The 22,559-nt window shown below is 74.3% G+C and carries 20 protein-coding genes and 1 other RNA gene; 13 read left to right on the top strand and 8 right to left on the bottom strand.

The features are described 5' to 3' along the window. Nucleotides 1–344 precede the first annotated feature (344 nt). Together POF43_RS02425 and POF43_RS02420 are read left to right on the top strand one after the other, a co-directional pair. Nucleotides 345–1,064, top strand: a complete 720-nt coding sequence (locus tag POF43_RS02425; protein WP_271323614.1) for a hypothetical protein — start codon at nucleotides 345–347, stop codon at nucleotides 1,062–1,064. 67 nt (nucleotides 1,065–1,131) lie between these two features. Continuing rightward, the gene (locus POF43_RS02420; protein ID WP_271323613.1) at nucleotides 1,132–3,024 is read left to right on the top strand and encodes an FG-GAP-like repeat-containing protein; all 1,893 of its coding nucleotides are present in this window, start codon (nucleotides 1,132–1,134) and stop codon (nucleotides 3,022–3,024) included. A gap of 802 nt (nucleotides 3,025–3,826) precedes the next feature. Here POF43_RS02420 and rnpB read toward each other — a convergent pair. Then, an RNA gene (rnpB, locus tag POF43_RS02415) (RNase P RNA component class A) lies at nucleotides 3,827–4,229 on the bottom strand. Nucleotides 4,230–4,303: 74 nt separating this feature from the next. On the opposite strand from rnpB, the gene yaaA reads away from it, so the two are divergent. Beyond that, complete coding sequence (gene yaaA / locus POF43_RS02410; RefSeq protein ID WP_271323612.1) at nucleotides 4,304–5,086, top strand: peroxide stress protein YaaA; 783 nt, start codon at nucleotides 4,304–4,306, stop codon at nucleotides 5,084–5,086. Nucleotides 5,087–5,104: 18 nt separating this feature from the next. Here the strand turns inward: yaaA and POF43_RS02405 are convergent, their stop codons facing one another. From POF43_RS02405 to POF43_RS02395, 3 genes are read right to left on the bottom strand one after another with little or no spacing between them, the layout of a single operon-like run. Next, nucleotides 5,105–6,325: a bifunctional RNase H/acid phosphatase gene (locus tag POF43_RS02405; protein ID WP_271323611.1), complete on the bottom strand. Its 1,221-nt coding sequence runs from the start codon at nucleotides 6,323–6,325 to the stop codon at nucleotides 5,105–5,107. Further along, nucleotides 6,322–7,065, bottom strand: coding sequence for a zinc ribbon domain-containing protein (locus POF43_RS02400; RefSeq protein WP_271314787.1), 744 nt, complete (start codon nucleotides 7,063–7,065; stop codon nucleotides 6,322–6,324). The genes POF43_RS02405 and POF43_RS02400 overlap by 4 nt, the downstream gene beginning before the upstream one ends. A 42-nt stretch (nucleotides 7,066–7,107) precedes the next feature. After that, the gene (locus POF43_RS02395; RefSeq protein WP_271323610.1) at nucleotides 7,108–7,947 is read right to left on the bottom strand and encodes a Nif3-like dinuclear metal center hexameric protein; all 840 of its coding nucleotides are present in this window, start codon (nucleotides 7,945–7,947) and stop codon (nucleotides 7,108–7,110) included. A gap of 237 nt (nucleotides 7,948–8,184) precedes the next feature. Here POF43_RS02395 and POF43_RS02390 point away from each other — a divergent pair, with 237 nt between their 5' ends. Both POF43_RS02390 and POF43_RS02385 read left to right on the top strand, forming a co-directional pair. Further along, nucleotides 8,185–9,927: a hypothetical protein gene (locus POF43_RS02390; RefSeq protein ID WP_282704372.1), complete on the top strand. Its 1,743-nt coding sequence runs from the start codon at nucleotides 8,185–8,187 to the stop codon at nucleotides 9,925–9,927. 246 nt (nucleotides 9,928–10,173) lie between these two features. Further along, entirely contained in the window at nucleotides 10,174–10,332 is a 159-nt protein-coding gene (locus tag POF43_RS02385) for a hypothetical protein (protein WP_271317605.1), read from the top strand. 167 nt (nucleotides 10,333–10,499) lie between these two features. Here POF43_RS02385 and POF43_RS02380 read toward each other — a convergent pair whose 3' ends face one another. Beyond that, nucleotides 10,500–11,354 carry a MaoC/PaaZ C-terminal domain-containing protein gene (locus POF43_RS02380; RefSeq protein ID WP_271324975.1) on the bottom strand — a complete coding sequence of 285 codons (855 nt, stop codon included), beginning with the start codon at nucleotides 11,352–11,354 and terminating at the stop codon, nucleotides 10,500–10,502. 171 nt (nucleotides 11,355–11,525) lie between these two features. On the opposite strand from POF43_RS02380, the gene POF43_RS02375 reads away from it, so the two are divergent. From POF43_RS02375 to POF43_RS02345, 7 genes are all read left to right on the top strand, one after another. Beyond that, a complete protein-coding gene (locus tag POF43_RS02375) occupies nucleotides 11,526–12,914 on the top strand; it encodes a histidine kinase (RefSeq protein WP_271324974.1) in 1,389 nt (462 codons plus the stop codon). 31 nt (nucleotides 12,915–12,945) lie between these two features. Further along, nucleotides 12,946–13,650: a response regulator transcription factor gene (locus POF43_RS02370; RefSeq protein ID WP_271324973.1), complete on the top strand. Its 705-nt coding sequence runs from the start codon at nucleotides 12,946–12,948 to the stop codon at nucleotides 13,648–13,650. A gap of 291 nt (nucleotides 13,651–13,941) precedes the next feature. Then, nucleotides 13,942–14,643 carry a class I SAM-dependent methyltransferase gene (locus POF43_RS02365; protein WP_282698460.1) on the top strand — a complete coding sequence of 234 codons (702 nt, stop codon included), beginning with the start codon at nucleotides 13,942–13,944 and terminating at the stop codon, nucleotides 14,641–14,643. A gap of 2 nt (nucleotides 14,644–14,645) precedes the next feature. After that, complete coding sequence (locus POF43_RS02360) at nucleotides 14,646–15,557, top strand: N-acetylmuramoyl-L-alanine amidase (protein ID WP_271325687.1); 912 nt, start codon at nucleotides 14,646–14,648, stop codon at nucleotides 15,555–15,557. Nucleotides 15,558–15,724: 167 nt separating this feature from the next. Next, entirely contained in the window at nucleotides 15,725–16,564 is an 840-nt protein-coding gene (locus POF43_RS02355) for a hypothetical protein (RefSeq protein WP_271325686.1), read from the top strand. 309 nt (nucleotides 16,565–16,873) lie between these two features. After that, nucleotides 16,874–17,884 carry an LLM class F420-dependent oxidoreductase gene (locus POF43_RS02350; RefSeq protein ID WP_271323336.1) on the top strand — a complete coding sequence of 337 codons (1,011 nt, stop codon included), beginning with the start codon at nucleotides 16,874–16,876 and terminating at the stop codon, nucleotides 17,882–17,884. A 142-nt stretch (nucleotides 17,885–18,026) separates the two neighbouring features. Then, nucleotides 18,027–18,287, top strand: coding sequence for a hypothetical protein (locus tag POF43_RS02345; protein WP_372515771.1), 261 nt, complete (start codon nucleotides 18,027–18,029; stop codon nucleotides 18,285–18,287). 79 nt (nucleotides 18,288–18,366) lie between these two features. Here POF43_RS02345 and POF43_RS02340 read toward each other — a convergent pair whose 3' ends face one another. From POF43_RS02340 to POF43_RS02330, 3 genes are read right to left on the bottom strand one after another with little or no spacing between them, the layout of a single operon-like run. Then, nucleotides 18,367–19,446 carry a prenyltransferase/squalene oxidase repeat-containing protein gene (locus POF43_RS02340; protein WP_271316950.1) on the bottom strand — a complete coding sequence of 360 codons (1,080 nt, stop codon included), beginning with the start codon at nucleotides 19,444–19,446 and terminating at the stop codon, nucleotides 18,367–18,369. Next, on the bottom strand, nucleotides 19,443–20,177 hold the full coding sequence (locus POF43_RS02335; protein ID WP_271316951.1) for a class I SAM-dependent methyltransferase: 735 nt from the start codon (nucleotides 20,175–20,177) through the stop codon (nucleotides 19,443–19,445). Before POF43_RS02335 ends, POF43_RS02340 begins: the two co-directional genes overlap by 4 nt. Continuing rightward, the gene (locus POF43_RS02330; protein WP_271316952.1) at nucleotides 20,171–21,544 is read right to left on the bottom strand and encodes a glycosyltransferase family 4 protein; all 1,374 of its coding nucleotides are present in this window, start codon (nucleotides 21,542–21,544) and stop codon (nucleotides 20,171–20,173) included. Before POF43_RS02330 ends, POF43_RS02335 begins: the two co-directional genes overlap by 7 nt. 229 nt (nucleotides 21,545–21,773) lie before the next feature. Here POF43_RS02330 and POF43_RS02325 point away from each other — a divergent pair, with 229 nt between their 5' ends. Then, on the top strand, nucleotides 21,774–22,403 hold the full coding sequence (locus POF43_RS02325) for a TetR family transcriptional regulator (protein WP_271323335.1): 630 nt from the start codon (nucleotides 21,774–21,776) through the stop codon (nucleotides 22,401–22,403). Nucleotides 22,404–22,559 lie beyond the last annotated feature (156 nt).

Here is a 22,559-nt window from a genome sequence, read left to right as displayed (position 1 = left end):
TGCGCGTGTCCCGTCAGTGACAATTGCCGCGGACTCCACCGCCCAAACGGTGGCTCTGCGCGTTCATCCAATCGGGTGACCGTGATCGGCGAGGGTTCTCAACTCGCACTGTGCGCAAGTACGTTGAAGCGCCACCCAGCACCGTCCATGCTTTCCAGCTGTCCTGCCCGCCGATGCCGCGACGTCACCGTCGACGCAGGTGAAAGTATCCGGTTCGGCCATCTCATCAATTCCGCAGCCTCATGGGACGAGAGCGGTTGAGCCTGCGGGATTACGCGCGATGAAGCAATGAGCCGAGCGAGCGACGTGCATTTCTCCACATCGGAACAGGTGAGGTTTCCGCTATGTACACCCAAGAGCGCACGGCCATGTCGAATTTGGTGGTTGGCGGGCCGGTGGCGGTGAACAGCTACGACAACGCGATCGTGGCGGCGCTGCTGGAAAACCGGCCGGTCATGCTCGTCCACGCCTTCAACGGCGGCTATTTGCGGCCCGCCGAACTGAAGGAGGAGAGCCATGACAAGGGGGTCAAACTGGCCACCGCGCTGGACCCGGACACCAAGGAGGCCCAGGGCCACCTGTGGTACATCACCCCCGCCGGCTTCTTCGGCCAGCGGCCGCTGTACTTCATCGAGAGCGCCGCGGGCCAGGTGACCCCCGCCCCCGCCGGTGCGGGCGAAGCCGACGCCGGGCGCGGCGACGACGGCGCGCCGAAGCCGCAGCGCCGGCGCGTCACCGTCCACCAGGACGCCCCCAAGAGCACGGCCGACACCGTCCAGGTGGGTCTGCCCGACAAGGTCGGCGACAAGTGGCGCGGGAGGAACGGCGCGCCCGAGGACACCCAGTTGTGGGTCGTCACGGTGACGCCGTGGGGCGGGATCACCTTCGTGCCGATCACCCACCCCGACGTCATCCTCGGGTTCAAGGACCACGCGGTGACGGCCGACAGCGAGGTGCGCGTCACCTACAACTGGGGCGGCGACTTCACGGGGACGGTCATCAACACGTTCTACCCGCGGCTGCCCAGCGAGTGGAACGTCCCCTACCACCACGTCTTCACGTGATGCGCGGCCGCCGCCGCACCGAAGCCGTCCCGAGCCAACGCCCGCGCCACCTGGAGGGGGCACCACGATGCCCGTGCCCGTCGAAGAACTGAAGCTGCAGATCGTCAACGCCGCCACGGGGACGCCTCTCGGCACCGAGGCCGCGCCGAGCGCGGAGGGGGCGCTCGTCGTCCGCGACTTCCCCGAGGACGGCCCGAGCCCGGAGCAGTGGCAGCTCGCCCCCGTACAGGACGCGGGCGGCGGGGACAGCGAGGAAGCAGCGGAGCACCCGGCCTACGTGATCCGCAACGCGGACAGCGGCCAGGTACTCGACAACCCCGCCGCCACCGGCCGTGGTGTCCGCCAGTCGGACGCCGCCACCGGCAGTCAGAGCCAGCAATGGCACGTCGTCCCCGTCGAGGGCGAAGCGGGCCTGTACTTCATCGAGGGCGCGACCGACGGCAGCGTCCTCGACCTCGACCCCGATATCGACCCCGACCCCGACCCCGATCTCGACGCGCCCCGCGCGGACGGCACCCGGATCGTCCTGCGCGAGCACGACGACAGCGCGGAGAGCCAGCGGTGGCGGTTCGTGCCGGCCGAGCCCGAGCGCACCAGCGACCTCGTGCTGGACTGGGCAGCTCTGTCGCACTGGAACGGCCGCCGGTCCTGGCGGCTGACGCCCTCGACCGCGCTGCGGCCGGCACCCGGCGCGACGCCGTCCTTCAGCAACATGCTGCTGGTCGCGCAGCAGTTCGGGAGCGACGAGGACGCCGGGGAATGGAAGAACGAAGGGGCCACCCGCTCTCCCGGCGGGCAGCCGAACTGGTGGGCCGGGACCGGCGCACGGTTCCTCGCCGACACCACGGGAGCGGGGCGCGAGGACATCGTCGGACTCAAACCCGAGCAGGGCGCCGTGACGTCGGCCAGCAGGGGCGACGGCACGTTCGACGACGAAGAGCGCGAACTGCACCCGCCCCTAACCTCCGCGAGCCCCGAGGACCTGTGGACCCTCGCGGACACGACGGGCAACGGCAAACCCGACGTCGTCGTCCTCGCCGCCGACGGCGTCCGGGTAACGCTCCAGAACGAGGACGGCACGTTCGCCCCCGCGAGTGGCGAACCGGTCCTGAAGGCGTTCGGGCACGGCGAGCAGGCGGGCGGCTGGCTCGCCGGCAAGCATCCGCGCTTCCTCGCCGACACCACCGGTGACGGCAGGCTGGACCTGGTCGGCTGCCACGACGACGGCGTGTGGGTATCCCACCAGGACGAGGAAGGAAAGTTCGCGCCGCTCGGCGACGAACCGGTCCTGAAGGCGTTCGGACACGGCGAGCAGGCGGGCGGCTGGCTCGCCGACAAGCACCCGCGCTTCCTCGCCGACACCACCGGAGACGGCAGGCTGGACCTGGTCGGCTGCCACGACGACGGCGTGTGGGTATCCCACCAGGACGAGGAAGGTGGGTTCGCCGAACCCCTGTACATCCTCGACGACTTCGGGACCGGGCAAGGGTGGAGCTCGGTCGAGGAACACCCCCGCTTCCTGCTCCCGACCACCGGTGCCGAAGGGCCGGACCTCGTCGGGTTCGGGCCGCTCGGCGTCGTCGTGTCACGCGGGCGCGGCGACGGCACATTCGGGCCCCCGAAGCTCGTCCTGAACGACTTCGGGACCGCCCAGGGGTGGACGAGCAAGAAACACCCCCGGTTCCTCGCCGACGTCACCGGCGACGGCAACCCCGACATCGTCGGCTTCGGCAACGAGGGAGTCTGGGTGTCGCACAACCGCGGCGACGGCCGGTTCGACCAGGCCCAACTGGTGTGCCGCGGCTTCGGGTACAACGAGAACGCGGGCGGCTGGCGGGTCGACCGGCACCCCCGCTTCCTGGCCGACATCACCGGCGACGGCCGCGTCGACATCGTCGGCTTCGGCGGCCCGGGGGTATACGTGGCCCGAAACCTCTTCCGCCGCTTCAGGACCCGATAACCCCCGCAGAACCTTCGCGGCCGACGGCTCCCCTCGGTGGGCCGAACCCCGTCACCGCGACCCGACGTGCGGCCTGGCCCCTTCGCCGGCGAGGCCGCACGTTCGAGGTCATCAGGCCCTTCGCATCGGCCTCGACCCGGTCGAGGTCCACGCAGGCCGGGGAAACCCTCCGTTGGCCGGGCAGCAGTCCGGCCAGGGGCTGTGAGGACCGGTGACGACTGCCGGCATCGCGGCGCTCCGCGGCCCGGGGACGAACACGCCGGCTTGTGCGACTGCGTGGCCTCCCGCTCCGACAACTCGCACACCGTCGTGGCCTACAGGGGCGAGTCGGGGAACGGCTTCTGGTCGCCGATGTGCTCGTAGCCCCAGCGTCGCGGGCACGCTTCAGGGTCCTCAGTACCGGCCACCGCCTTGCAACGCGCCCGGTTCTCGTCAGATGCACCGTGGAGTCGCCCGCTGCCCCGATCGTGCCAGCCCCTCCCGCCGACTCCTCGAACGAGCGGTCACACCGCCGACGCGAAGCACACCCCTCGTCTGCGCGGTGGCGCTACGGATCGTAACGACAGGGTGGGCCTGCTCCGATGTCCCACGTCTGGGAGTCCTCACGCGGAAGCGAAGCTGCCCGCAGGGGCTGTGACCTTGGAGGACCAGCCGGATCTGTGGGGGTTTTCTGGCACTTTCCACGTCGTCCGAGGGACTTTTCAGGGACTTTCGTGGTGCGAAGCAGTACGCCCCGGACACCACGGAAACGTGCATCGCCGCAGCTCGGATGGGCGATGCGAGCCAAAGTCGCTGGGAGCGACAGACGAGTCGTGCTGTACGCCGGGTTCTGTCTCCGGGGAGCCTCGCGGCTCGCCGGGAGGCGGTCATCCATCTAGGGCCGGCGTTGCCGCCGGCCTCGTGCGGTCTACCCGCGGACTCGGGCGGGCAGCCCTCGAACGTCCGCGTGGGCCGCCTCGCGGCGACCCTTCTTGACCTTGCTCCAGGTGGGGTTTACCTAGCTGCCCAGGTCACCCTGGGCACTGGTGGTCTCTTACACCACCGTTTCACCCTTACCGGGGGCCTGAGCCCCCGGCGGTCTGTTTTCTGTGGCACTTTCCCGCGGGTCACCCCGGGTGGGCGTTACCCACCACCTTGCCCTGTGGAGCCCGGACGTTCCTCGGCAGGACCCCTGAAGGTCCTGACGCGACCGCCCGCACGACTCGTCTGCCGTGCCGCCATCGTAGTGGACGCGGCGGCATAGGCTGCCTGCGCCACCGCCGTACGAAGGAGACCTGCCGTGCTCGTCCTGTTGCCGCCGTCCGAGGGCAAGGCCGCACCGGCGAAGGGGGCCGCCGTGGACGTGGCGGGGCTGTCGCTGCCGGGGTTGCGGCCGGCGCGCGAACGGGTGCTGGCGGAGCTGGTGGAGCTGTGCCGGGGCGACGAGGACAAGGCGCTGGACGTGCTGGGCCTGGGCCCGACGCAGCGCGGTGAGATCCGCAGGAACGCCGCCCTGCCCGACGCCCCCGCCGGGCCGGCCGGTGAGGTCTACACCGGGGTGCTGTACGACGCGCTGGGCCTGGCCTCGCTGGACGCGACGGCGCGGCGGCGGGCCGGGGAACGCCTGCTGGTGTTCTCCGGGCTGTGGGGCGCGGTCACGGTGGACGACGCGATCCCGTCGTACCGCTGTCCGATCGGGGTGCGGCTGCCGGGGCTGGGCGGGCTGGCGGCGTTCTGGCGCGGCGCGCTGGCGCAGGTGATGCCGGCGGTGGCGGACGGCGGCCTCGTGCTGGACCTGCGGTCGGGCGCGTACGCGGCGGCCTGGAAACCCACCGGCGACGTGGCGGCCCGCACGGTGTGCGTGCGGGTGCTCCAGGTCCGGACGGTCGGCGGCGTCGAGAAGCGCACCGTGGTCAGCCACTTCAACAAGGCGACCAAGGGCCGCCTGCTCCGGGCCCTGCTGGAGTCCGGAGCCGATCCCCGTGACGCGGATCAACTGGCCGCCCACTGGCGGGAGTCGGGCTTCACCGTGGAGGAGGCCGGCGCCGGGCGGCTGGACGTCCTGGTGCGCGACGTGCACTGACCCCGGTCCGGGCAGGCGTCAACCGCGAAGGTACGACGTGTCGTTGAACAGCCGCAGCGTCATGGTGCCGTCCGGGCGGCGGGCGACGACCGACAGCGAGGCCGCCGACAGGTCCATCCGGAACAACGCCTCCGCCGGGGCACCGAGGGCGAGGCGCACCAGCGTCTTCACCGGGGTGAGGTGGGTGACCAGCAGCACGGTGCGTCCGGCCTGACGGGCCGTCAATTCCTCCTGAGCCGCGGCGATCCGGGACGCCACCATGGTCAGGCTCTCACCACCGCCGGTGGGCCGGACGTCCGGTGAGGCCAACCAGGCCGCCAGGTCGGCCGGGTGACGCTCCCTCACCTCCGCGAACGACAACCCCTCCCACGCCCCGAAGTCGGCCTCGCGCAGCTCCGGTTCGACCTCGACGGGGAGACCGAGCCGGTCGGCGACGATTGCGGCGGTGGCACGGCAGCGGGCCAGCGGCGAGCAGACCACCGCCTCGATCGTGCCGCGGGCGGCCAGCGCCTCGGCGGCACGGCGCGCCTGCCACCGCCCCTTGTCGGACAGTTCGGGGTCCTCCGCTCCCCCGCTGCCGGAGAACCGCCGCTCCGGGGTCAGCGCGGTCTCGCCGTGCCGCAGCAGGACGAACGTGGTCGTCACACCGGCACCGGGAGCGTCAGCCACCGCGCCGGCGACGCCGGACACCTCACCGGAAGCCGACGCACCGTCAGCCACGGCACCGGCAACGTCAGCCGCCTCACCGGAGAAAGCTCCGGCACCGTCAGCCGCCTCGCCGCCGGAGGCGAACTGCGCGGTGGAGTCGGCCGGTTGCCAGCGTTCGCCGCGCTGTCCCGCGTCCATCGCCTCGTTGGCCAGGCGGTCGGCGTGCTTGTTGCGCTCGCGCGGCATCCACTCGTACGTGACCTGCCCGGGCGGGAAGACGGCCCGGGCCTCGGCGGCGAGCGGGCGCATGCCGGGGTGCTTGATCTTCCAGCGGTCCGACATCTGCTCGACGACGAGCTTGGAGTCCATCCGCACCAGCACCTCGGCGCCGGGGTCCAGCCGGCGGGCGGCGCGCAGGCCGGCGATCAGGCCGCGGTACTCGGCGACGTTGTTGGTGGCGGTGCCGATGAACCCGGCCTCCTCCAGGAGGGTTTCACCGGTGGCCGCGTCCTTGACGACGGCACCGTAGCCCGCGGGCCCCGGGTTGCCCCGGGACCCGCCGTCCGCCTCGACGAGGAGGCGTCCCGTCACAGGCCGGAGTCCGGCACGCGGACCAGGATGCGGCGGCAGTTCTCGCAGCGGACCACCTCGTTGCGCGGTGCGGCGCGCACGTCGTTCAGCTCGGTGATGTTCAGCTCCAGGCGGCAGCCTTCGCAGCGCTTCTGGTAGAGCTTGGCGGCGCCGATGCCGCCGGACTGGGCGCGCAGCTTCTCGTAGAGCTTGAACAGGTCGGCCGGGACGGAGCCGGCGACCACCTCGCGCTCCTTGGCGGCCTTGAAGCCCTCGGCGTCGATCTCCTCCATCAGCGCGGACTTGCGGGCCTCGGCCTCGGCGATCTTGGCCTGGACGGCCTCCAGCCGGCCGGTGAGTTCGGTGACGCGCTCCTGGGCGGCCTCGCGGCGTTCCATGACCTCCAGGACGACGTCCTCCAGGTCACCCTGGCGCTTGGCGAGCGAGGTGATCTCGCGCTGGAGGTTCTCCAGGTCCCTGGGCGAGCTGACCGCGCCGGAGTCCAGCCGCTGCTGGTCGCGGGTGGAGCGCTGGCGGACCTGGTCGACGTCCTGCTCGGCCTTGGTCTGCTCGCGGGCGGTGTCGCTCTCCTCGGTCTGGGCGGCGACCAGCAGGTCGCGCAGGCCGGTGGCGTCGGCGGTGAGCCGGTCGACCTCGGCCAGCTCGGGCAGGGTCGCCCGCTGGTGGTCGAGCCGGCTCAGACGGGAGTCGAGGGCCTGGACTTCGAGAAGTCGGATCTGGTCGGCGGGCTCGGCGTTCAGTTCGGGGCTCCTGGGCTGCTGGCGGGGTTGCGGGAACGGGTGTTACGGGACGGGGTGCGGCGCGGCGGCGTGCAGGGTCCACGGGTCGGTGACCACCCGGGAGACGTGGGTGCGCAGCTGCCAGCCGTGCCGGTCGGAGATCTCGTCGAGCTGGGCGGCGGCCTGCTCGCACCAGGGCCATTCGGTGGCCCAGTGGGCGGCGTCGAGCAGGGCGGGGCCACCGTGCTGGACGGCCTCGGACGCGGGGTGGTGGCGCAGGTCGGCGGTGAGGTAGGCGTCGACGCCGGCCGCGCGGACCGCGTCGAAGAGGCTGTCGCCGGAGCCGCCGCAGACCGCGACGGTGCGGATCTCGCGGTCGGGGTCGCCGGCGACGCGCAGGCCGGCGGCGGTGCCGGGCAGGCCGCGGGCCGCCTGGGCGGCGAAGTCGGCCAGCCGCAGCGGGGCGGGCAGTTCGCCGACGCGGCCCAGCCCCCGGCGGCCGGCCGGGTCGTCGGCGTCGGGCACCAGCGGGCCGGTGACGCGCAGGCCGACGACGGCGGCGAGGGCGTCGGAGACACCGGGGTCGGCGCGGTCGGCGTTGGTGTGGGCGACGTGCAGCGCGACATCGTGCTTGATGAGGTCGTGCACGACGCGGCCCTTGAAGCCGGTGGCGGCGACGGTGGTGGTGCCGCGCAGGTAGAGCGGGTGGTGGGTGACGAGCAGGTCGGCGCCGAGCCGGATGGCCTCGGCGGCCACCTCGTGGACCGGGTCGACCGCGAGGAGCACCCGGCTGACCTGGGCCTGCGGGTCGCCGCAGACCAGGCCGACGGCGTCCCACGGTTCGGCCCGTCCGGCGGGCCAGAGGGCTTCCAGGGCGTCGATGACGTCGGACAGTGTGGGCACGGGGGAAGGTTACCTCCCGGCCGGGGCACCGCGCCGGGGCGTGAGCCCCCGGCGGCCCCGGGGTGGTGGCCGGCCGGCGGGCGGTGCGGTGGGCCGGATACGACGGGCGGCGCAGCCGGGGGTGCGTTCCGGGGTGGATTCGCCCCTTCACCACTCTTACGGGTGAAGCATCCCGCAGATGCACTGATCGTCTACAAGTACGAAAAGTAGCTTCTGTGACCGGAGGTGCCACCGACCATGACCGCCTGCACTCTCGAAGCCGACACCGCTCTCACCGTCGACACCGCTCTCGCAGTCGACAACGCCGAAAACCCCGCCCTCGAAGCCGAACCCCCGGCCCCGGAGGCCGACCCTCTCCCCTCGGAGGCCGACCCTCACGTCCCGGAAGCCGGCGCCCACGTCCCCGGCGCCCTGCCCGCCTCCGGCGTCACCCTCGCCGATGCCCCCGCCGGGCCCGACTCCGACCCCGACCACCGCGCCGCCCCCACCCACGGCCCCGACCGCCTGGTGCTGCTGGCCCCCGGTGCGATCGCCCCGGCCGCACCGACCGCACCGGTCGCACCGGTCGCACCGGTCACGCCGACCGCCCCGGCCGCGCCGACCGCGTTCCCCGGCCCGGCGGGCGCCGTGCTCACGCCGGCGTTCCGTGCCGAACCCGTGCGGCGTACCGGGTTCAGCGTGGCGGCGGACGGCTCGTACGCCGCGTGCCTGGCGGACGCCGGGGCGGGCGCCTGGTACCCGGAGCGGTGGACGCTGGGCGGGCCGGAGCCGTACACCGTCGCGCTGCCGGGCAATCAGCCGGAGGAGGCGGACACGCAGGTGCTGCCGCTGCCGGACGGGCGGGTGCTGATACGCCGCGGGTCGCCGGGGCGGCACGACATCGCGCTGCTGTACCCGACCGGGCCGGGCACCGGCGAGGTGCCGGTGGGGTTCCTGCACGGCGAGGAGGTGCGGCTGCTGCCGCCGCTGGCCACCGGGTCGGCGTACGCGGTCGGTTACGCGGACGGGACGAGCACGGTGTGGCTGGTGCACGGCGGCCAGGGGCTGGAGCGGCTGGCCCGGGTGGAGGGGCGGTGCACCGGCGGGGTGTGGCTGGACCGGGGCGGGCGGACGCTGGCGCTGGACCGGGAGGTGGACGGCCGGGTCAAGACGGTGGCGGTGGACCTGGCCACCGGTGGGGTCAGCGCGTTGCTCCAGCTCACCGCGGACAGCGACGACCGACTGCTGATGGCGGACCCGGACAGCGGACTGCTGCTGGTACGCAGCGACGCGCCGGGGACCGAGCGGCTGGGGTGGGGCGTGCTGGGCGGCGGCCGGCCGGTGCGGTTCCCGGCCTGCCTGCGCGACGTGCCGGGGCCGGACGGCGGGCGGGTGGAGCCGGTGGCAGTGCAGCCGGGGCGGCCGCTGGCGCCGGAGTCGTGCGCGGTGCTGCTGCGGATCGGGACCCGGTCGGCGCTGTGGCGGCCGGCGGCGCGGCGGCTGGCGTCACTGCCGACCCCGCCCGGGTGGCTGGCGGGCAGCGCCTGGTGGTCCCGGCGCGACACGCTGCGCCTGCCGTTCGCCCGCGCGGGGGAACCGTACGGGGGACGGGAGCCGTGGGGACGCGAGCCGTGGGGGCCGGAACCGTACGGGGTGCGGGACGTCGCGGCGGAGGAGTTCCTGCCGTACGTGCGCCCGGTGGCGGCGGACGGGCCGGCGCGGGGCAGCGCTGCGGGGACGGCGGCGACCGCGCAAATCGATATGACGTCACGTCAACTCATCGACGTGACACCACTGTTGTCTCCTCCCGCCCCGGCCCGCGCCGCAACCGTTCCGCCGCCGGCCCCGGCCGCCGGACCCGGGGCGACGCGGGAGGCGCCACGGGAAACGCCGCGACCGGCGCCCGCGCCGGCGCCGGAACAGGCCGAACCGGCGGTGCCCAAGGGGCGGTTGGGGCGGGTGGTGCCGTTGCAGCAGGCGCCGCTGGCGGTGGGAGCGTGACCGCGGGGACGCAACCGCGGCGGCCCAGGACGCGTCCGTACCGTGCGGACGATGTCGGTACTCCGTGCGCGACGCGGCCGTCAGGTACCTGGTATCCGGATCTTGGACGTGGCTAGACTCGGGACAGGAGCCGTACAGCCTGACGGCCCGGCCACCAGAGGCGTTCGACCGGCGGCTGCGGCACGGCGCGTGCGGTCTCGCGCACCCGACTCGTCATCCCGTAAGCGAGCCCGACGGAGAACTCTGATGTCCGAAGCCCGGAACAACGCCACCGACGACCGCGCACTGCTGGCGGCCGCCATGGGAGCAGAGGGCGGCAAGCACCGAGGCACCTCATCACCCGTTGAGGAACCTCAGACGCCGGCCCACGGCAGGCACCGCCGTACTGAGCACAACGAGGCCTGAACAACCGCGCGTGTGAAGGCCGGTGAGGAATCGCTTCCTCACCGGCCTTCACACGTTTGCTGCCTGACGCCATCTCAGTGACCGGTGTCGGAAGTGACGAACCGTCAGTGGCGGTCCGCGTACCGCACCGCCTGACGCGCCGTCAGCACAGACCCCGGCATCGCCCGTCAGTCGTGTTCCACGACCGTGTCCGTGAGGACGTCCGCGTCGTCGCGTTCCACCGCCGTCACGGTGAGCTGGACCCGGCCGGGCGAGGTCCACATCCGCACCCGGAGCGTCTCGCCGGGGACGACGACGCCGGAGAAGCGGGTGGCGCAGGAGCGCACGCGGTCGGTCGCGCCGTCCAGGACGCGGTCGACGACCGTCTTCAGCGCGATGCCGTAGGTGCACAGCCCCTGGAGGATGGGCCGGTCGAAGCCGGCCAGGGCGGCGAACTCCGGGGGGGAGTGCAACGGGTTCCAGTCGCCGGAGAGCCGGTACAGCAGCGCCTGGCCGGGGGTGGTCGGGCGGTCGGCGGTCAGGTCCGGGGCGCGGTCGGGCCGTTCGAGCCGGCCGGACGGACCGCGGTCGCCGCCGAAGCCGCCCTCGCCGCGCAGGTAGAGCTCGCTGTCGCAGGTCCACAGCGGGCCGTCGGCGTCGGCGGCCTCGACGCGCAGCACCAGGACGGCGGCCTTGCCCTTGTCGTGGACCGCGACGACCCGGGAGGTCTGGGTGGCGGTGCCGCCGGACGGGATCGGGCGGTGCACCTCGACGCGCTGGCCGGCGTGCAGGACCGCCATCAGGTCCACGTCGACGCCGGGCGCCGACAGACCGTCCATCATCGCCATCCCTCCGCCGGCCACCGTGGCGAACGACGGCAGGACCGTCAGCCGGTCCTCCAGCGTGTAGCGCAGCTCGGCGGGGTCGAGGGGGTCGGTGCCGGCGCCGAGGCCGAGGTGGTAGAGCTGGACGTCCTTGTGCTGCCAGCTGATCGAGGTCTCCGCGGGCGGAGCGCCGACGGCGGCGGCGACGTCGATGGGCATGGTGAGGACCTCCCCGGGACGGGTGCGGTGCCGGGCGCCCGAGGACGCGTGACGTCGGCGGCCGCCAGGTACGGGCAGGGCCATGTATAACGCATCGCACCGCATGATGGACCGGTACGGCGGGGCCCGGGGGCGACCGGGCCGGGGCGAGCACGACGGGACGGACACGACGTGGCAGGCAGCGGCGGGGACGGGCACGCCGGGGACGCGCACGGCGGGAACGGGTGGGCCGGCGCGGTGTGGCGGCGGACGCGGCAGGCCGCGCTGGGGCTGGTGGCGGCGCGGCGGCGGGCGCACGAGCGGAGCACCGGCCTGCTGGAGGTGCACGACCTCGAACGGCTGCGCGGCGCGGAACTGGACGCGTACGTCGAGCGGATCAAGCCGCCGGACGGCCGCCCGATGCTGCCGTGGCTGTTGATAGCCGTCGGGCCGGGCGCCGACGTGGCGCACGGCCGGGTGACGCCGGCCTGGCTGGGTTACGGGGCGCTGGCGGTGTTCTGCGCGCTGTACGCGGCGACCGTGCTGGCTGCGGCGCGCGAGCCGGTGCGGTACGGGCCGCGGCCGAAGGTGCTGCTGGTCGCGATGGCCGTGCTGGCGTACGGCACGGCGATCGCGTTCGGGCACAACTGGGTGCTGACGTTCATCCTGCTGGCGCTGGCGTGCGGCACGGTGCTGCGCGGCCGGCGGCTGGCGGTGGTGCTGGGGGTGCTGGCCGCCTGCGACGGGGCGATCGCGGGCCGCGGCACGCACGACCAGTGGCTGTCGATCAGCACCGCGTACGGCACGGTCCTGTCCGGCCTGGTGACCGCGGCCGTGCTGTCGCTGCACGAGGTGATCCGCCAACTGCGGTCCACACGGCAGGAGTTGGCGCGTAACGCGGTGAGCCAGGAACGGTTGCGCTTCTCGCGGGACCTGCACGACCTGCTGGGGCACACCATGTCGGTGGTGGTGGTGAAGGCGGAGGCGGTACGGCGGCTGGCGCCGCGGAACCTGGACGCGGCGCTCGGGCAGGCGGCCGACATCGAGGCGGTGGCCCGGCAGGCGCTCACCGAGATCCGCGAGGCGGTCACCGGGTACCGGGAGGGCAGCCTGCCCGCCGAGCTCGACCGGGCCCGCTCGGCGCTGGACGCCTCCGGCATCACGCTGTCGGTCACCCGGACCGGTCCCCCGCTGCCGCCGCGCACCGAGGCGCTGCTGGGCTGGGTGGTGCGCGAGGGGGTGACCAACGTCGTCCGGCACAGCGGGGCCGCGACCTGCCGCATCGAACTGGTCAGCGCGAACGGCCGCGCCCGGCTGGAGATCACCGACGACGGCGACGGGAAGGGGAGCGGGAGCGGAGGCGGTACGGGTTCCGGTGGAGCTTCCGGAGGCGGCACGGGTTCGGACGGCGGCGCCGGTGCCGGTTCCCGCGGAGCTTCCGGGGGCGGCGGGACCGGGCTGACCGGGCTGAGCGAACGGCTCGCGATGGCCGGCGGCGAGCTGACCCGGGGGCCGTCGCCGCGCGGCGGTTTCCGGCTGGCGGCGGAGCTGCCGGCCCTGGACGACGAACCGGTGGCGTGACGGTACGGCGGGCACGGCCGGTGGGTGAATCATGGGGGACGACGTGCGGGGTGCCGGCGACACGGGCGGCGTGGACGCGGCGGGCGACGACGGGGAGCGGGACGTGACGGGTGACGCGGGCGCGGTGCGGGCCACGCGGGTGCTGCTGGCGGAGGACCAGGGCATGATGCGCGGCGCGCTGGCGCTGCTGCTGGACCTGGAGGACGACATCGAGGTGGTCGCCCAGGTCGGCGAGGGCACCGCGATCGTGCCGGCCGCGCGGGCGGCGCGGCCCGACGTCGCGCTGCTGGACATCGAACTGCCCGGGTGCAGCGGGCTGGACGCGGCGGCGCAGCTGCGTACCGCGCTGCCCGGCTGCCGGGTGATCATCCTGACGACGTTCGGGCGGCCGGGGTACCTGCGGCGGGCGATGGAGGCCGGCGCGTGGGGCTTCCTGGTCAAGGACGGTCCGGTGGAGGAGCTGGCGGTCGCGATCCGCCGGGTGCTGGCCGGGGAGCGGGTGATCGACCCGGTGCTGGCGGCGGCCGCGCTGTCGGCCGGCCCCAGCCCGCTCACCGGGCGGGAACGCGACGCGCTGGCCGCCGCGGTCGACGGCGCGACCATCGCGGACATCGCGGCGCGGCTGCACCTGTCGGAGTCCACCGTCCGCAACTACCTGTCCTCCGCCATCGGCAAGACCGGCACCCGCAACCGCATGGAGGCGGCCACCACGGCCCGCGCCAACGGCTGGCTGTGACGGGGGCGCGGGCGGCGCAACGGGGTCGGGCTGCGCAACGGGGTCAGCGGCACCGGTGTCGTGGGGCCGGCACCGGTGCGACGCCGTCACGGGGGCGGCGTCAGGCACCGGCGTCGCGCTCGCGCGCACCGGCGCGGGACCGGTGCCGGTGCCGGGGGCCGCGTACCGGGGCGCGTACCGGCGTCGGACCGGCACCGGCGTCGTAGGACCCCGCGCCCCCGCCGGCCCCCTCGGCCGGCGCGTCCGCCCCCGGCGGCCCGGCGGTCGGTCGACGTGCGGCACGATAACCGTATGAACGACACGACAGCCGCGGCCGCGACGGCGGCGACCGGCGGCCCAGCGATGCCGACGCCCGACGACGCGGTGCTGGAGGCGTTCCGGACCGCGAAGGGGTTCATGCCCGAGGACGAGGGCATGGCGCTGTACCGGGCGGCGGTGGATGCCGCGCGGCTCGGGCTGCCGCTGCTGGAGGTCGGCAGCTACTGCGGGCGGTCCACGCTGCTGCTGGCGGCGGCGGGGCGGGCGGCCGGGGTGACCGCGGTGACCGTGGACCACCACCGGGGCAGCGAGGAGCAGCAGCCGGGGTGGGAGTACCACGACGCGGAGCTGACCGACCACGACCCGCGGGTCGGCGGGCGGATGGAGACGCTGCCGGAGTTCCGCCGCACGCTGCACGCGGCCGGTCTCGAGGAGCACGTGGTCGCGGTGGTCGGCCGGTCGCCGCGGGTGGCGGCGCTGTGGGGGCGGCCGCTGGGGCTGGTCTTCGTCGACGGCGGGCACACCGACGAGCACGCCGCCGGTGACTACGAGGGCTGGGCGCCGCACGTGGCGCCGGGCGGCCTGCTGGTCATCCACGACGTCTTCCCCGACCCGGCCGACGGCGGGCAGGCTCCGTACCGGATTCATCAACGGGCCCTGCGCGGCGGCGCGTTCACCGAGGTGTCGGTGACGCGGTCGCTGCGGGTGCTGCGGCGGACCGGGGAGGGGATCTGACGGTGACGGCCCCCTTCAGGCTCCGGGTGCGCGGTGCGGCGGCCGGTCTGCTGCTGTGCGCGCTGCCGGCCGCCGGGTGCGCCGCGCACCCCGCCACCACCCCGGCCGGGACCGACCCCGCCGCGCGGCACGGCGGTTCGGCCACCATGTCCGCCGCCTCCGGCCGGCCGGCGACGGCCTCCGGCGCCGCGACCCCGACGGCCCCGGCGTCCGCGGGGGCCTCCGCGGCGAAACCGCTGGCCGGGAAGGTCGTGGTACTCGATCCCGGCCACAACATCGACAACCAGTTCCACACCGCCGCGATCGGCCGCAGCGTCGACATCGGCAACGGGCACACCGACTGCGACACCACCGGCACCGAGACCGACGCCGGCTACCCGGAGGCGTCGTTCACGCTGGACGTCTCCCGGCGGGCGGCGGCGCTGCTGCGGGCGCTGGGCGCGACGGTGAAGCTGACCCGCGACCACGGTCCGGCGTACGGGCCGTGCGTCAACGAGCGGGCCCGGATCGGCAACGAGGCGCACGCCGACGCGGCGGTGTCGGTGCACGCCGACGGCGCCGGGGCGGACGACCGCGGCTTCAGCGTCATCCTGCCCGCCACCGTGCACCAGGGCATCGCCGACACCCGCCGGATCACCGGGCCCTCGCGGGTGCTGGGGACCGATCTGCGCGACCGGTTCGCGCACGACACCGGAACCTCGTACTCCGATTACGTGGGACACGGGAGCGGTTTGGACGTACGCGGTGATCTCGGCGGGCTGAACCTGTCGACCGTGCCCAAGGTCTTCATCGAATGCGGCAACATGCGCAACGCGCGGGACGCGGCACTGCTGACCGACGCGGCCTGGCGGCAGCGGGCGGCGCGCGGGGTGGCGGACGGGATCTCCGCGTACCTGGAGGGCGCCGGGCGGTAGCCCGGGGCCGGGCGGCGGCGCGGGCGGCGCCCGGCGGACGGCGGCCGGGCCGAGCCGCGGTGGCGCTCACCCGTACGATGGGTGCTCTTGCCCTCCGCACTGTTCACCAGCCGTGCCGGGACCGCCGGCGACGTGCGACGACGAGACCGATGGAAAAAGGACCTCACGTGAACTTCCGTTCCTTCACCCGAGGAGACGGCGCGGTGATCGGCGCAGCGGTGCTGCTGCTGATCGCGTCGTTCCTGCCGTTCGAAACGATCAAGGTCCCGGACCTCGTCGGGTCGGGCCCCGGCATCGCGCCCGTTTCGAACAGCCTGTGGCACGAGGGCTACCTGGACATACTGGGCTCGGTGACGCTGGCCGGCCTGATCGTGGCCGCGCTGTTCGCCGTGGCCCGGCTGCGCGGTGAGGGCACCGCGCTGCTGGGCCTGGGGCTGCGGCAGTGGGGCACGGCGCTGGCGGTCTTCACGGTCTGGGCGACGATCTGGGCGATGTTCGCCGGCGGCCAGTACGAGACCCACGCGGCCGGTGCCTGGCTGTCGCTGCTGTTCGCGCTGGTGCTGGCGGCGGCGGCGGTGCTGTCCGACCGCCACCCGGCCCTGAAGGCCCCGCTGCTCGGCGCCCCCAAGCCGCCCCGGGGGCAGGGCTACCCGCAGCCGTACGGACCGGGTCAGCCCGGCGGCGGCTACGGCTACCCGGGCGCGGACCAGAACCCGTCGTTCGGCGGCCGTCCGCAGCAGCCCGGTTCGCCGACCGGCGGCATGACCCCGGAGCCGGCCGCGCCGTACGGTGCGCCGGCCGACGCGCCGGAGTTCGCGCCGTTCTGGTTCGCGGTCCCGGTGGCCCGCCCGCTGTACCCCGAGGACGGCTCGGCCGGCCCGGTCGCCGACCTCACCCCCGGCACCTGGTACCTGGCCGTCGACCAGCGCGGCCCCGCACTGGTGGCGCAGACGCAGGACGGCCGCCGCGGCGTGCTCCAGGACACCACCGGTATCCAGCGCGGCTGACGCCCGCCGCTCCTCCCCCGAAGGCCCCCTCCCGGCACGGAGGGGGCCTTCGGCGTCGCGGGGCACGGGAGCGGGGGTTGACGGACGCGGCCGAGGCGGACGGGCGGCGCGGGGCGGCGGGGGCGCGGGGCGGAGGCGGGGGTGTGCGACGGCGGGGTGCGGCGGCGGCGGGGTGCGGCAGCGGAGGCGGTGTGGTGCGGCGGCTGATGCGTCACCGGTGGAGTGCGGCACTGCGGCTTGCGGCGGCATTGCGGGCGGCTTCGGCTCCCCCGTACAGTCCGGGAATTCGGGCGGACCACGGAGGCAGGCATGCGGCTCGGGCTGGCGCTGGGCTACTGGGGGCGCGGTCCCGGGGCGGCGCACACGGCGCTGGCGGTGGAGGCGGAGCGGCTCGGGTTCGACTCGGTGTGGACCGCGGAGGCGTGGGGGTCGGACGTCTTCACCCCGCTGACCTGGATCGCGGCGCACACCTCCCGCATCCGGCTGGGTACCGCGGTCGCGCAGATGGCGGCGCGCACCCCGACCGCGACGGCGATGCAGGCGATGACCCTGGACCACCTGTCGGGCGGGCGGGTGCTGCTGGGCCTGGGGCTGTCCGGGCCGCAGGTCGTCGAGGGCTGGTACGGGCGGCCGTTCCCCCGCAGCCCGCTGACCGCGACGCGCGAGTACGTCGACGTGGTGCGCCAGGTACTGCACCGGCAGGGCCCGGTGGAGCTGGACGGCGACTACCACGCGCTGCCCTACCGCGGTCCGGACGCCACCGGTCTGGGCCGGCCGCTGCGGTCGATCACCCATCCGCTGCGGTCCGCGCTGCCGGTGCTGCTGGGCGCCGAGGGGCCGCGCAACGTGGCGCAGACCGCGCGGATCGCGGACGGCTGGCTGCCGCTGTACTTCTCCCCGCTGTCCGCCGGGCTGCACCGCGAGGCGCTGGCCGCCGCGCCGCCGGGGTTCATGGTGGCGCCGATCGTGCACGTCCAGCTGTGCGACGACCTGGCGCGGGGCCTGGCACCGGTGAAGGCGGCGGTGGCGCTGTACATCGGTGGCATGGGGGCGGCGTCGCGCAATTTCCATGCCGACCTGATGGCCCGCATGGGGTACGAGGAGGCGGCCGGGCGGGTGCGCGAGCTGTTCCAGGCCGGCCGGCGCGACGAGGCGGTGGCGGCGGTGCCGGACGCGTTCGCCGACGAGGTCTCGCTGGTCGGACCGCGCGAACGCATCGCGGAACGGTTGGAGTTGTGGCGTTCCAGTGCGGTGACCGACCTGCTGGCGCTGACCACCGACCCGGCGGCGCTGCGGGTGCTGGCGGAGCTCAACGGCTGACGGCCGGGCTCGGAGTGGCTCCGGGGCGGCTCCGGGGTGGCGAAGATCGTTCGCGCACACTTTCGAACGCGTCGCGCCGGAGTTGTTTCAATCCGGCGGTGGGGGCAAGGCGTTGAGCATGTCTAGATACGGTGGCGATGGCGTGGCGCGAATCATCGCCGTCATCGCGGATGTAGCGGCCCTGATCCTCATCGGATGGATCGTCCTGTACATACTCAAGGCCAACACGGGCAACGAGGTGGTCGGCTGGGTGCACAGCACGGCCGACTGGTTGTCCGGCTGGTCCCACGACATCTTCACCCCGAACTCCAAGTGGCTGAGGGTGCTGCTGAACTACGGCATCGCAGCGGCGGTGTACCTGTTCATCGGCAACCTGCTGGCAGGCCGGATACGCCGCGCCTGACCGGTTCCTGACGCCGCGTCAGCACTCCTGGCGGTGGCCGCCGCCGGCCCGCGGGCCGGCGGCGCCGCCGGGTGCGGGGTCAGCAGCAGGGGTCGCCGGCCGGTTCCAGCAGGCCGGTGGGCAGGCGCTCGCCGCCGAAGACGGCGGTGGTCGCCTCGTCGCCGCCGAGCGCGGAGACGGCCAGCAGCAGGGCGCCGGCGGTCCAGGCGGTACGTTCCTGCGGCCAGACGGCCTGGTCGGCGAAGACGTACCCGGTCCAGTACAGCCCGTCGTCGGCGCGCAGGTGCTGGATGGACCGCAGGATCTCCACCGCGCGGTCGGACTCGCCCATCGCCCACAGGGCCAGGGCGAGTTCGGCGCTCTCCCCGCCGGTCACCCACGGGTTGGGCAGGACGCACCGCACGCCCAGGTCCGGCACCACGAAACGGTCCCAGCCCTCGTCGATGCGCTGCCGGGCGGCCTCGCCGCGCAGCGCGGTGCCCAGTATCGGGTAGTACCAGTCCATGGAGTAGCGGGACTTGTCGAGGAACCGCTCGGGGTGGCCGGTGATCGCGTGCCGCAGCCGGCCGGTGGCCAGCTCCCAGTCGGGCTGCGGGTCCTCGCGTTCCTCGGCGATGGCCAGCGCGCAGCGCAGCGCGTGGTGCACCGAACTGCTGCCGGTCAGCAGCGCCTCCCGCGGCCAGCTGCCGTCCTGCGCGCGCTTCCAGCCGATCTCCCCGCCGGGCAGTTGGAGTTCCAGGACGAACTCCACCGCGGCGTACACCGTCGGCCACAGCGTCTCCAGGAACGTCTCGTCCCCGGTCGACAGGTAGTGGTGCCACACGCCGGCCGCCACGTAGGCGACGAAGTTGGTCTCACGGTCCCGGTCGGTGGGCACCCCGTCGGTGTAGGCGGCGTACCACGAGCCGTCCGGATTCTGCTCGCGGGCCAGCCAGTGGTAGGCCGCCGCGGCGCGCCGGTGCTCGCCGGCCGCGTCGAGCGCCATGGCGGCCTCGACGTGGTCCCACGGGTCGAGGTGGCCGCCGGTGAACCAGGGTATGGAGCCGTCGGGCCGCTGGATGCCGGTGATGCCGGCCACCGTGCGGGCGGCCTGCTCGGCGGTGAGCACGCCCGGCAGCACGAGGTGTTCGGTGCGTCCGGGGCCGCGGGGGACGTTCACGCCCGCACCCGCTCGTCGTGCCGGGGCTTGGTGGCGTAGGCGACGAAGCTCTTGCCGATCACCGGGTTGAGCGCCTGCTCGGCGAGCCGGGTGACCAGCGGTTTCTTCATGATGTCCCACACCAGCAGCTGGTGGTACGCCTTCACCGGCAGCGCCTGGTCGTTGTCGACGCCGACCGCGCACTTGATCCACCAGTACGGCGCGTGCAGCCCGTGCGCGTGGTGGGTGCCGTACGGCTCCAGGCCGGCCTCGCGCATCCTGCCGAGCAGTTCGTCGCCGCGGTAGATGCGGATGTGGCCGCCCTCGACCTCGTGGTAGGCGTCGGACAGCGCCCAGCAGATCTTCTCCGGCAGCCAGCGCGGCACGGTGACCGCGATCCGGCCGCCGGGGCGCAGCACCCGGACCATCTCGGCGAGCACCCCCTTGTCGTCGGGGATGTGCTCCATGACCTCGGAGATGATGACGACGTCGAAGCTGTCGTCGGGGAACGGCAGAGCCAGCGCGTCGCCCTGCATGGCGGTGGCGGTGGCGCCGGCCGGGGCCTCGCCGGCCTCCTTCATGGCGGCGAACCACCTGGCGACCTCGCGGATCTCCTCGCCGTTGCGGTCCAGGGCGACGACCCGGGCGCCGCGCCGGTAGCACTCGAAGGCGTGCCGTCCGGCGCCGCAGCCGAGGTCGAGCACCCGGTCGCCGGGGGCGAGCGGGAAGCGGGAGAAGTCGACGGTCAGCACGGGGCTCCTGCCTTCGCGGGATGACGGGGGCCGGCCGGGGTGCGGCCGGTGCGGTCGCCGATGGCCGCGCGGTAGCGTTCCACGGTCTGCCGGGCGGCCTGCTCCCAGGTGAAGCGTTCCAGCACCCGGCGGCGGCCGGCCGCGCCGATCCGGGCGCGCAGCGCGTCGTCGGCCAGCAGCCTGCCGATGGCGCAGGCCAGCGCGTCGGCGTCGCCGGGCGGCACCGCCAGGCAGGTCTCGCCGTCGGGTCCGGCGACCTCCGGTATGGCACCGCCGGTGGTGGCCACCAGCGGGGTGCCGGTGGCCATGGCCTCGGCGGCGGGCAGCGAGAAGCCCTCGTAGAGGGAGGGGACGCAGGCCACCTGGGCGCCGCGTACCAGGTCGCCGAGTTCGGCGTCGCTGATGCCCTTGACGAACTCGACGGCGCCGGCCAGCCCGTGGCGTTCCACCGCGTCGGCGACCGGGCCCTTGTCGGGGCGTTTGCCGACCACGACGAGGTGGGCGCCGGGGTGGTCGGCGCGGATCTTGGCGAGGGCGTCGACCAGGTGGACCAGGCCCTTGAGCGGCACGTCGGCGCTGGAGGTGGTGACGATCCGGCCGGGGACGACGGGCACCGAGGGGTCGGGGTGGAAGACCCGGGTGTCGGCGCCGATGGGCACCACGTGCAGCCGTTCGGGCCGTACCCCGAGGTCCTCGACGATCTCGCGGCGCGAGGAGCCGGAGACGGTGAGCACCGTCGGCAGCAGGCGGGCGACCCGGCGCTGCATGGCGATGAAGCCGTACCAGCGGCGCACCGACAGGCGGCGCTGCCAGGTGGCGGCGGCGGCCAGCTCCAGGCGGCGGTCGACGGTGATGGGGTGGTGGATGGTGGTGACCAGCGGGGCGCCGAGCCGGTCGCCGCCGCCCAGCAGCCCGTAGCCGAGGGTCTGGTTGTCGTGGATGACGTCGAACTCGCCGCGGCGGGCGGCCAGGTGGCGGCGGGCGCGCAGCGAGAAGGTCAGCGGTTCGGGGAAGCCGCCGGTCCACATGGTGGCCACTTCGAGGGCGTCGACCCAGTCGCGGTACTCCGCGCGGCGGGGGGTGCGGAACGGGTCGGGCTGGCGGTACAGGTCGAGGCTGGGCAGCTCGGTGAGGGTGACGCCGTCGTCGAGCACCGGGTAGGGCTGGGCGCCGATGACCTCGACGCGGTGGCCGAGGGCGGCCAGCTCGCGCGACAGGTGGCGGACGTAGACGCCCTGGCCGCCGCAGAACGGGTTGCCCTTGTAGCTCAGCAGCGCGATGCGCAGCGGGCGTTCGCCGTCGGCCGCGGGCCCGGCGCCGGGTGAGGTCACGGGCCGTCCGACCGCCGCGGCGGCGTCAGCTGTCACGTGCCCGGCCCCTTTCTGCTGTAATGCGCCGGAGCGTAACCGTCGGCGCTAATCTGGAACAAGTTTCAAGGACGACCGGTGCCGTGGTTCGAATCTACCGGCAGTAACTCCGCTCGGCGGGGCCCCGGCGGGTGATTCGCGCCACCGGCCGGACCGGTCGGCACCCCGCGCCACCTCCTTCGCCGCCCGTTTCGCGCCGGGCGGCCCCCACGGATCACGGATGGGGACGATGCCCACTCGACCGCGCCCGGCGGCCCGCCCGCCGGCCCCTTTGCTGACGGCCCGTCAGGAAGAACGGCGTCAGCGCATCCTGCGCGCGACCGCGCTGCTGGCCGCGCGCGGCGGCTTCGAGGCGGTGCAGATGCGGGAGGTCGCCGAGGGCTCGCAGGTCGCGCTCGGCACCCTGTACCGCTACTTCCCGTCCAAGATCCACCTGCTGGTCGCCACCCTCAACGACCAGCTGCGGCAGCTGCACGCCACCTTGGGCAAACGCCCGCCGACCGCCGCGGCACCCGACGAACGCGTCGCGGAGACCCTGCTGCGCGCCTTTCGCGCCATGCGCCGCGAACCGCTGCTGGCCGACGCCATGGTGCGGGCGCTGACCTTCGCCGACCGCTCCGCCAGCGCCGAGGTCGCCACCGTCTCCCGGCTGACCACCGCGATCATCCTGGACGCCATGCGGTGCCCGGAACCGCCGACCGCGCAGCAGCTGTCGGCGATCCGTGTCATCGAACACACCTGGCTGTCGGCGCTGGTGGACCGGCTGTCGGGCCGGGCCTCGATCGCCCAGGTCACGCTGGACATCACCACCGCCAGCCGGCTCATCGCCGCACCCGCCGCACCGCCGCCCGCCGGTTGACCGGAATCGTCCGGCGCCGCCGGAGCGCACCGGGACGTAAGGTGTGCGGGACAATTTCATCCGCGTAGCGCGGGGGAAGCCGGTGCGAATCCGGCGCTGACCCGCAACCGTGACCCGGCGGCCGCCCGGCGGCCGGGAAGCCGGAGTGCCCGCGAC

Origin of the sequence: Streptantibioticus silvisoli (genome assembly GCF_027947535.2) — a bacterium.
In the GTDB taxonomy this organism is placed as follows: Bacteria; Actinomycetota; Actinomycetes; order Streptomycetales; family Streptomycetaceae; genus Streptantibioticus_C; species Streptantibioticus_C silvisoli.
The sequence above is the reverse complement of the archived record's forward strand: the minus strand, read 5'-3'. Positions and strand labels throughout refer to the sequence as shown.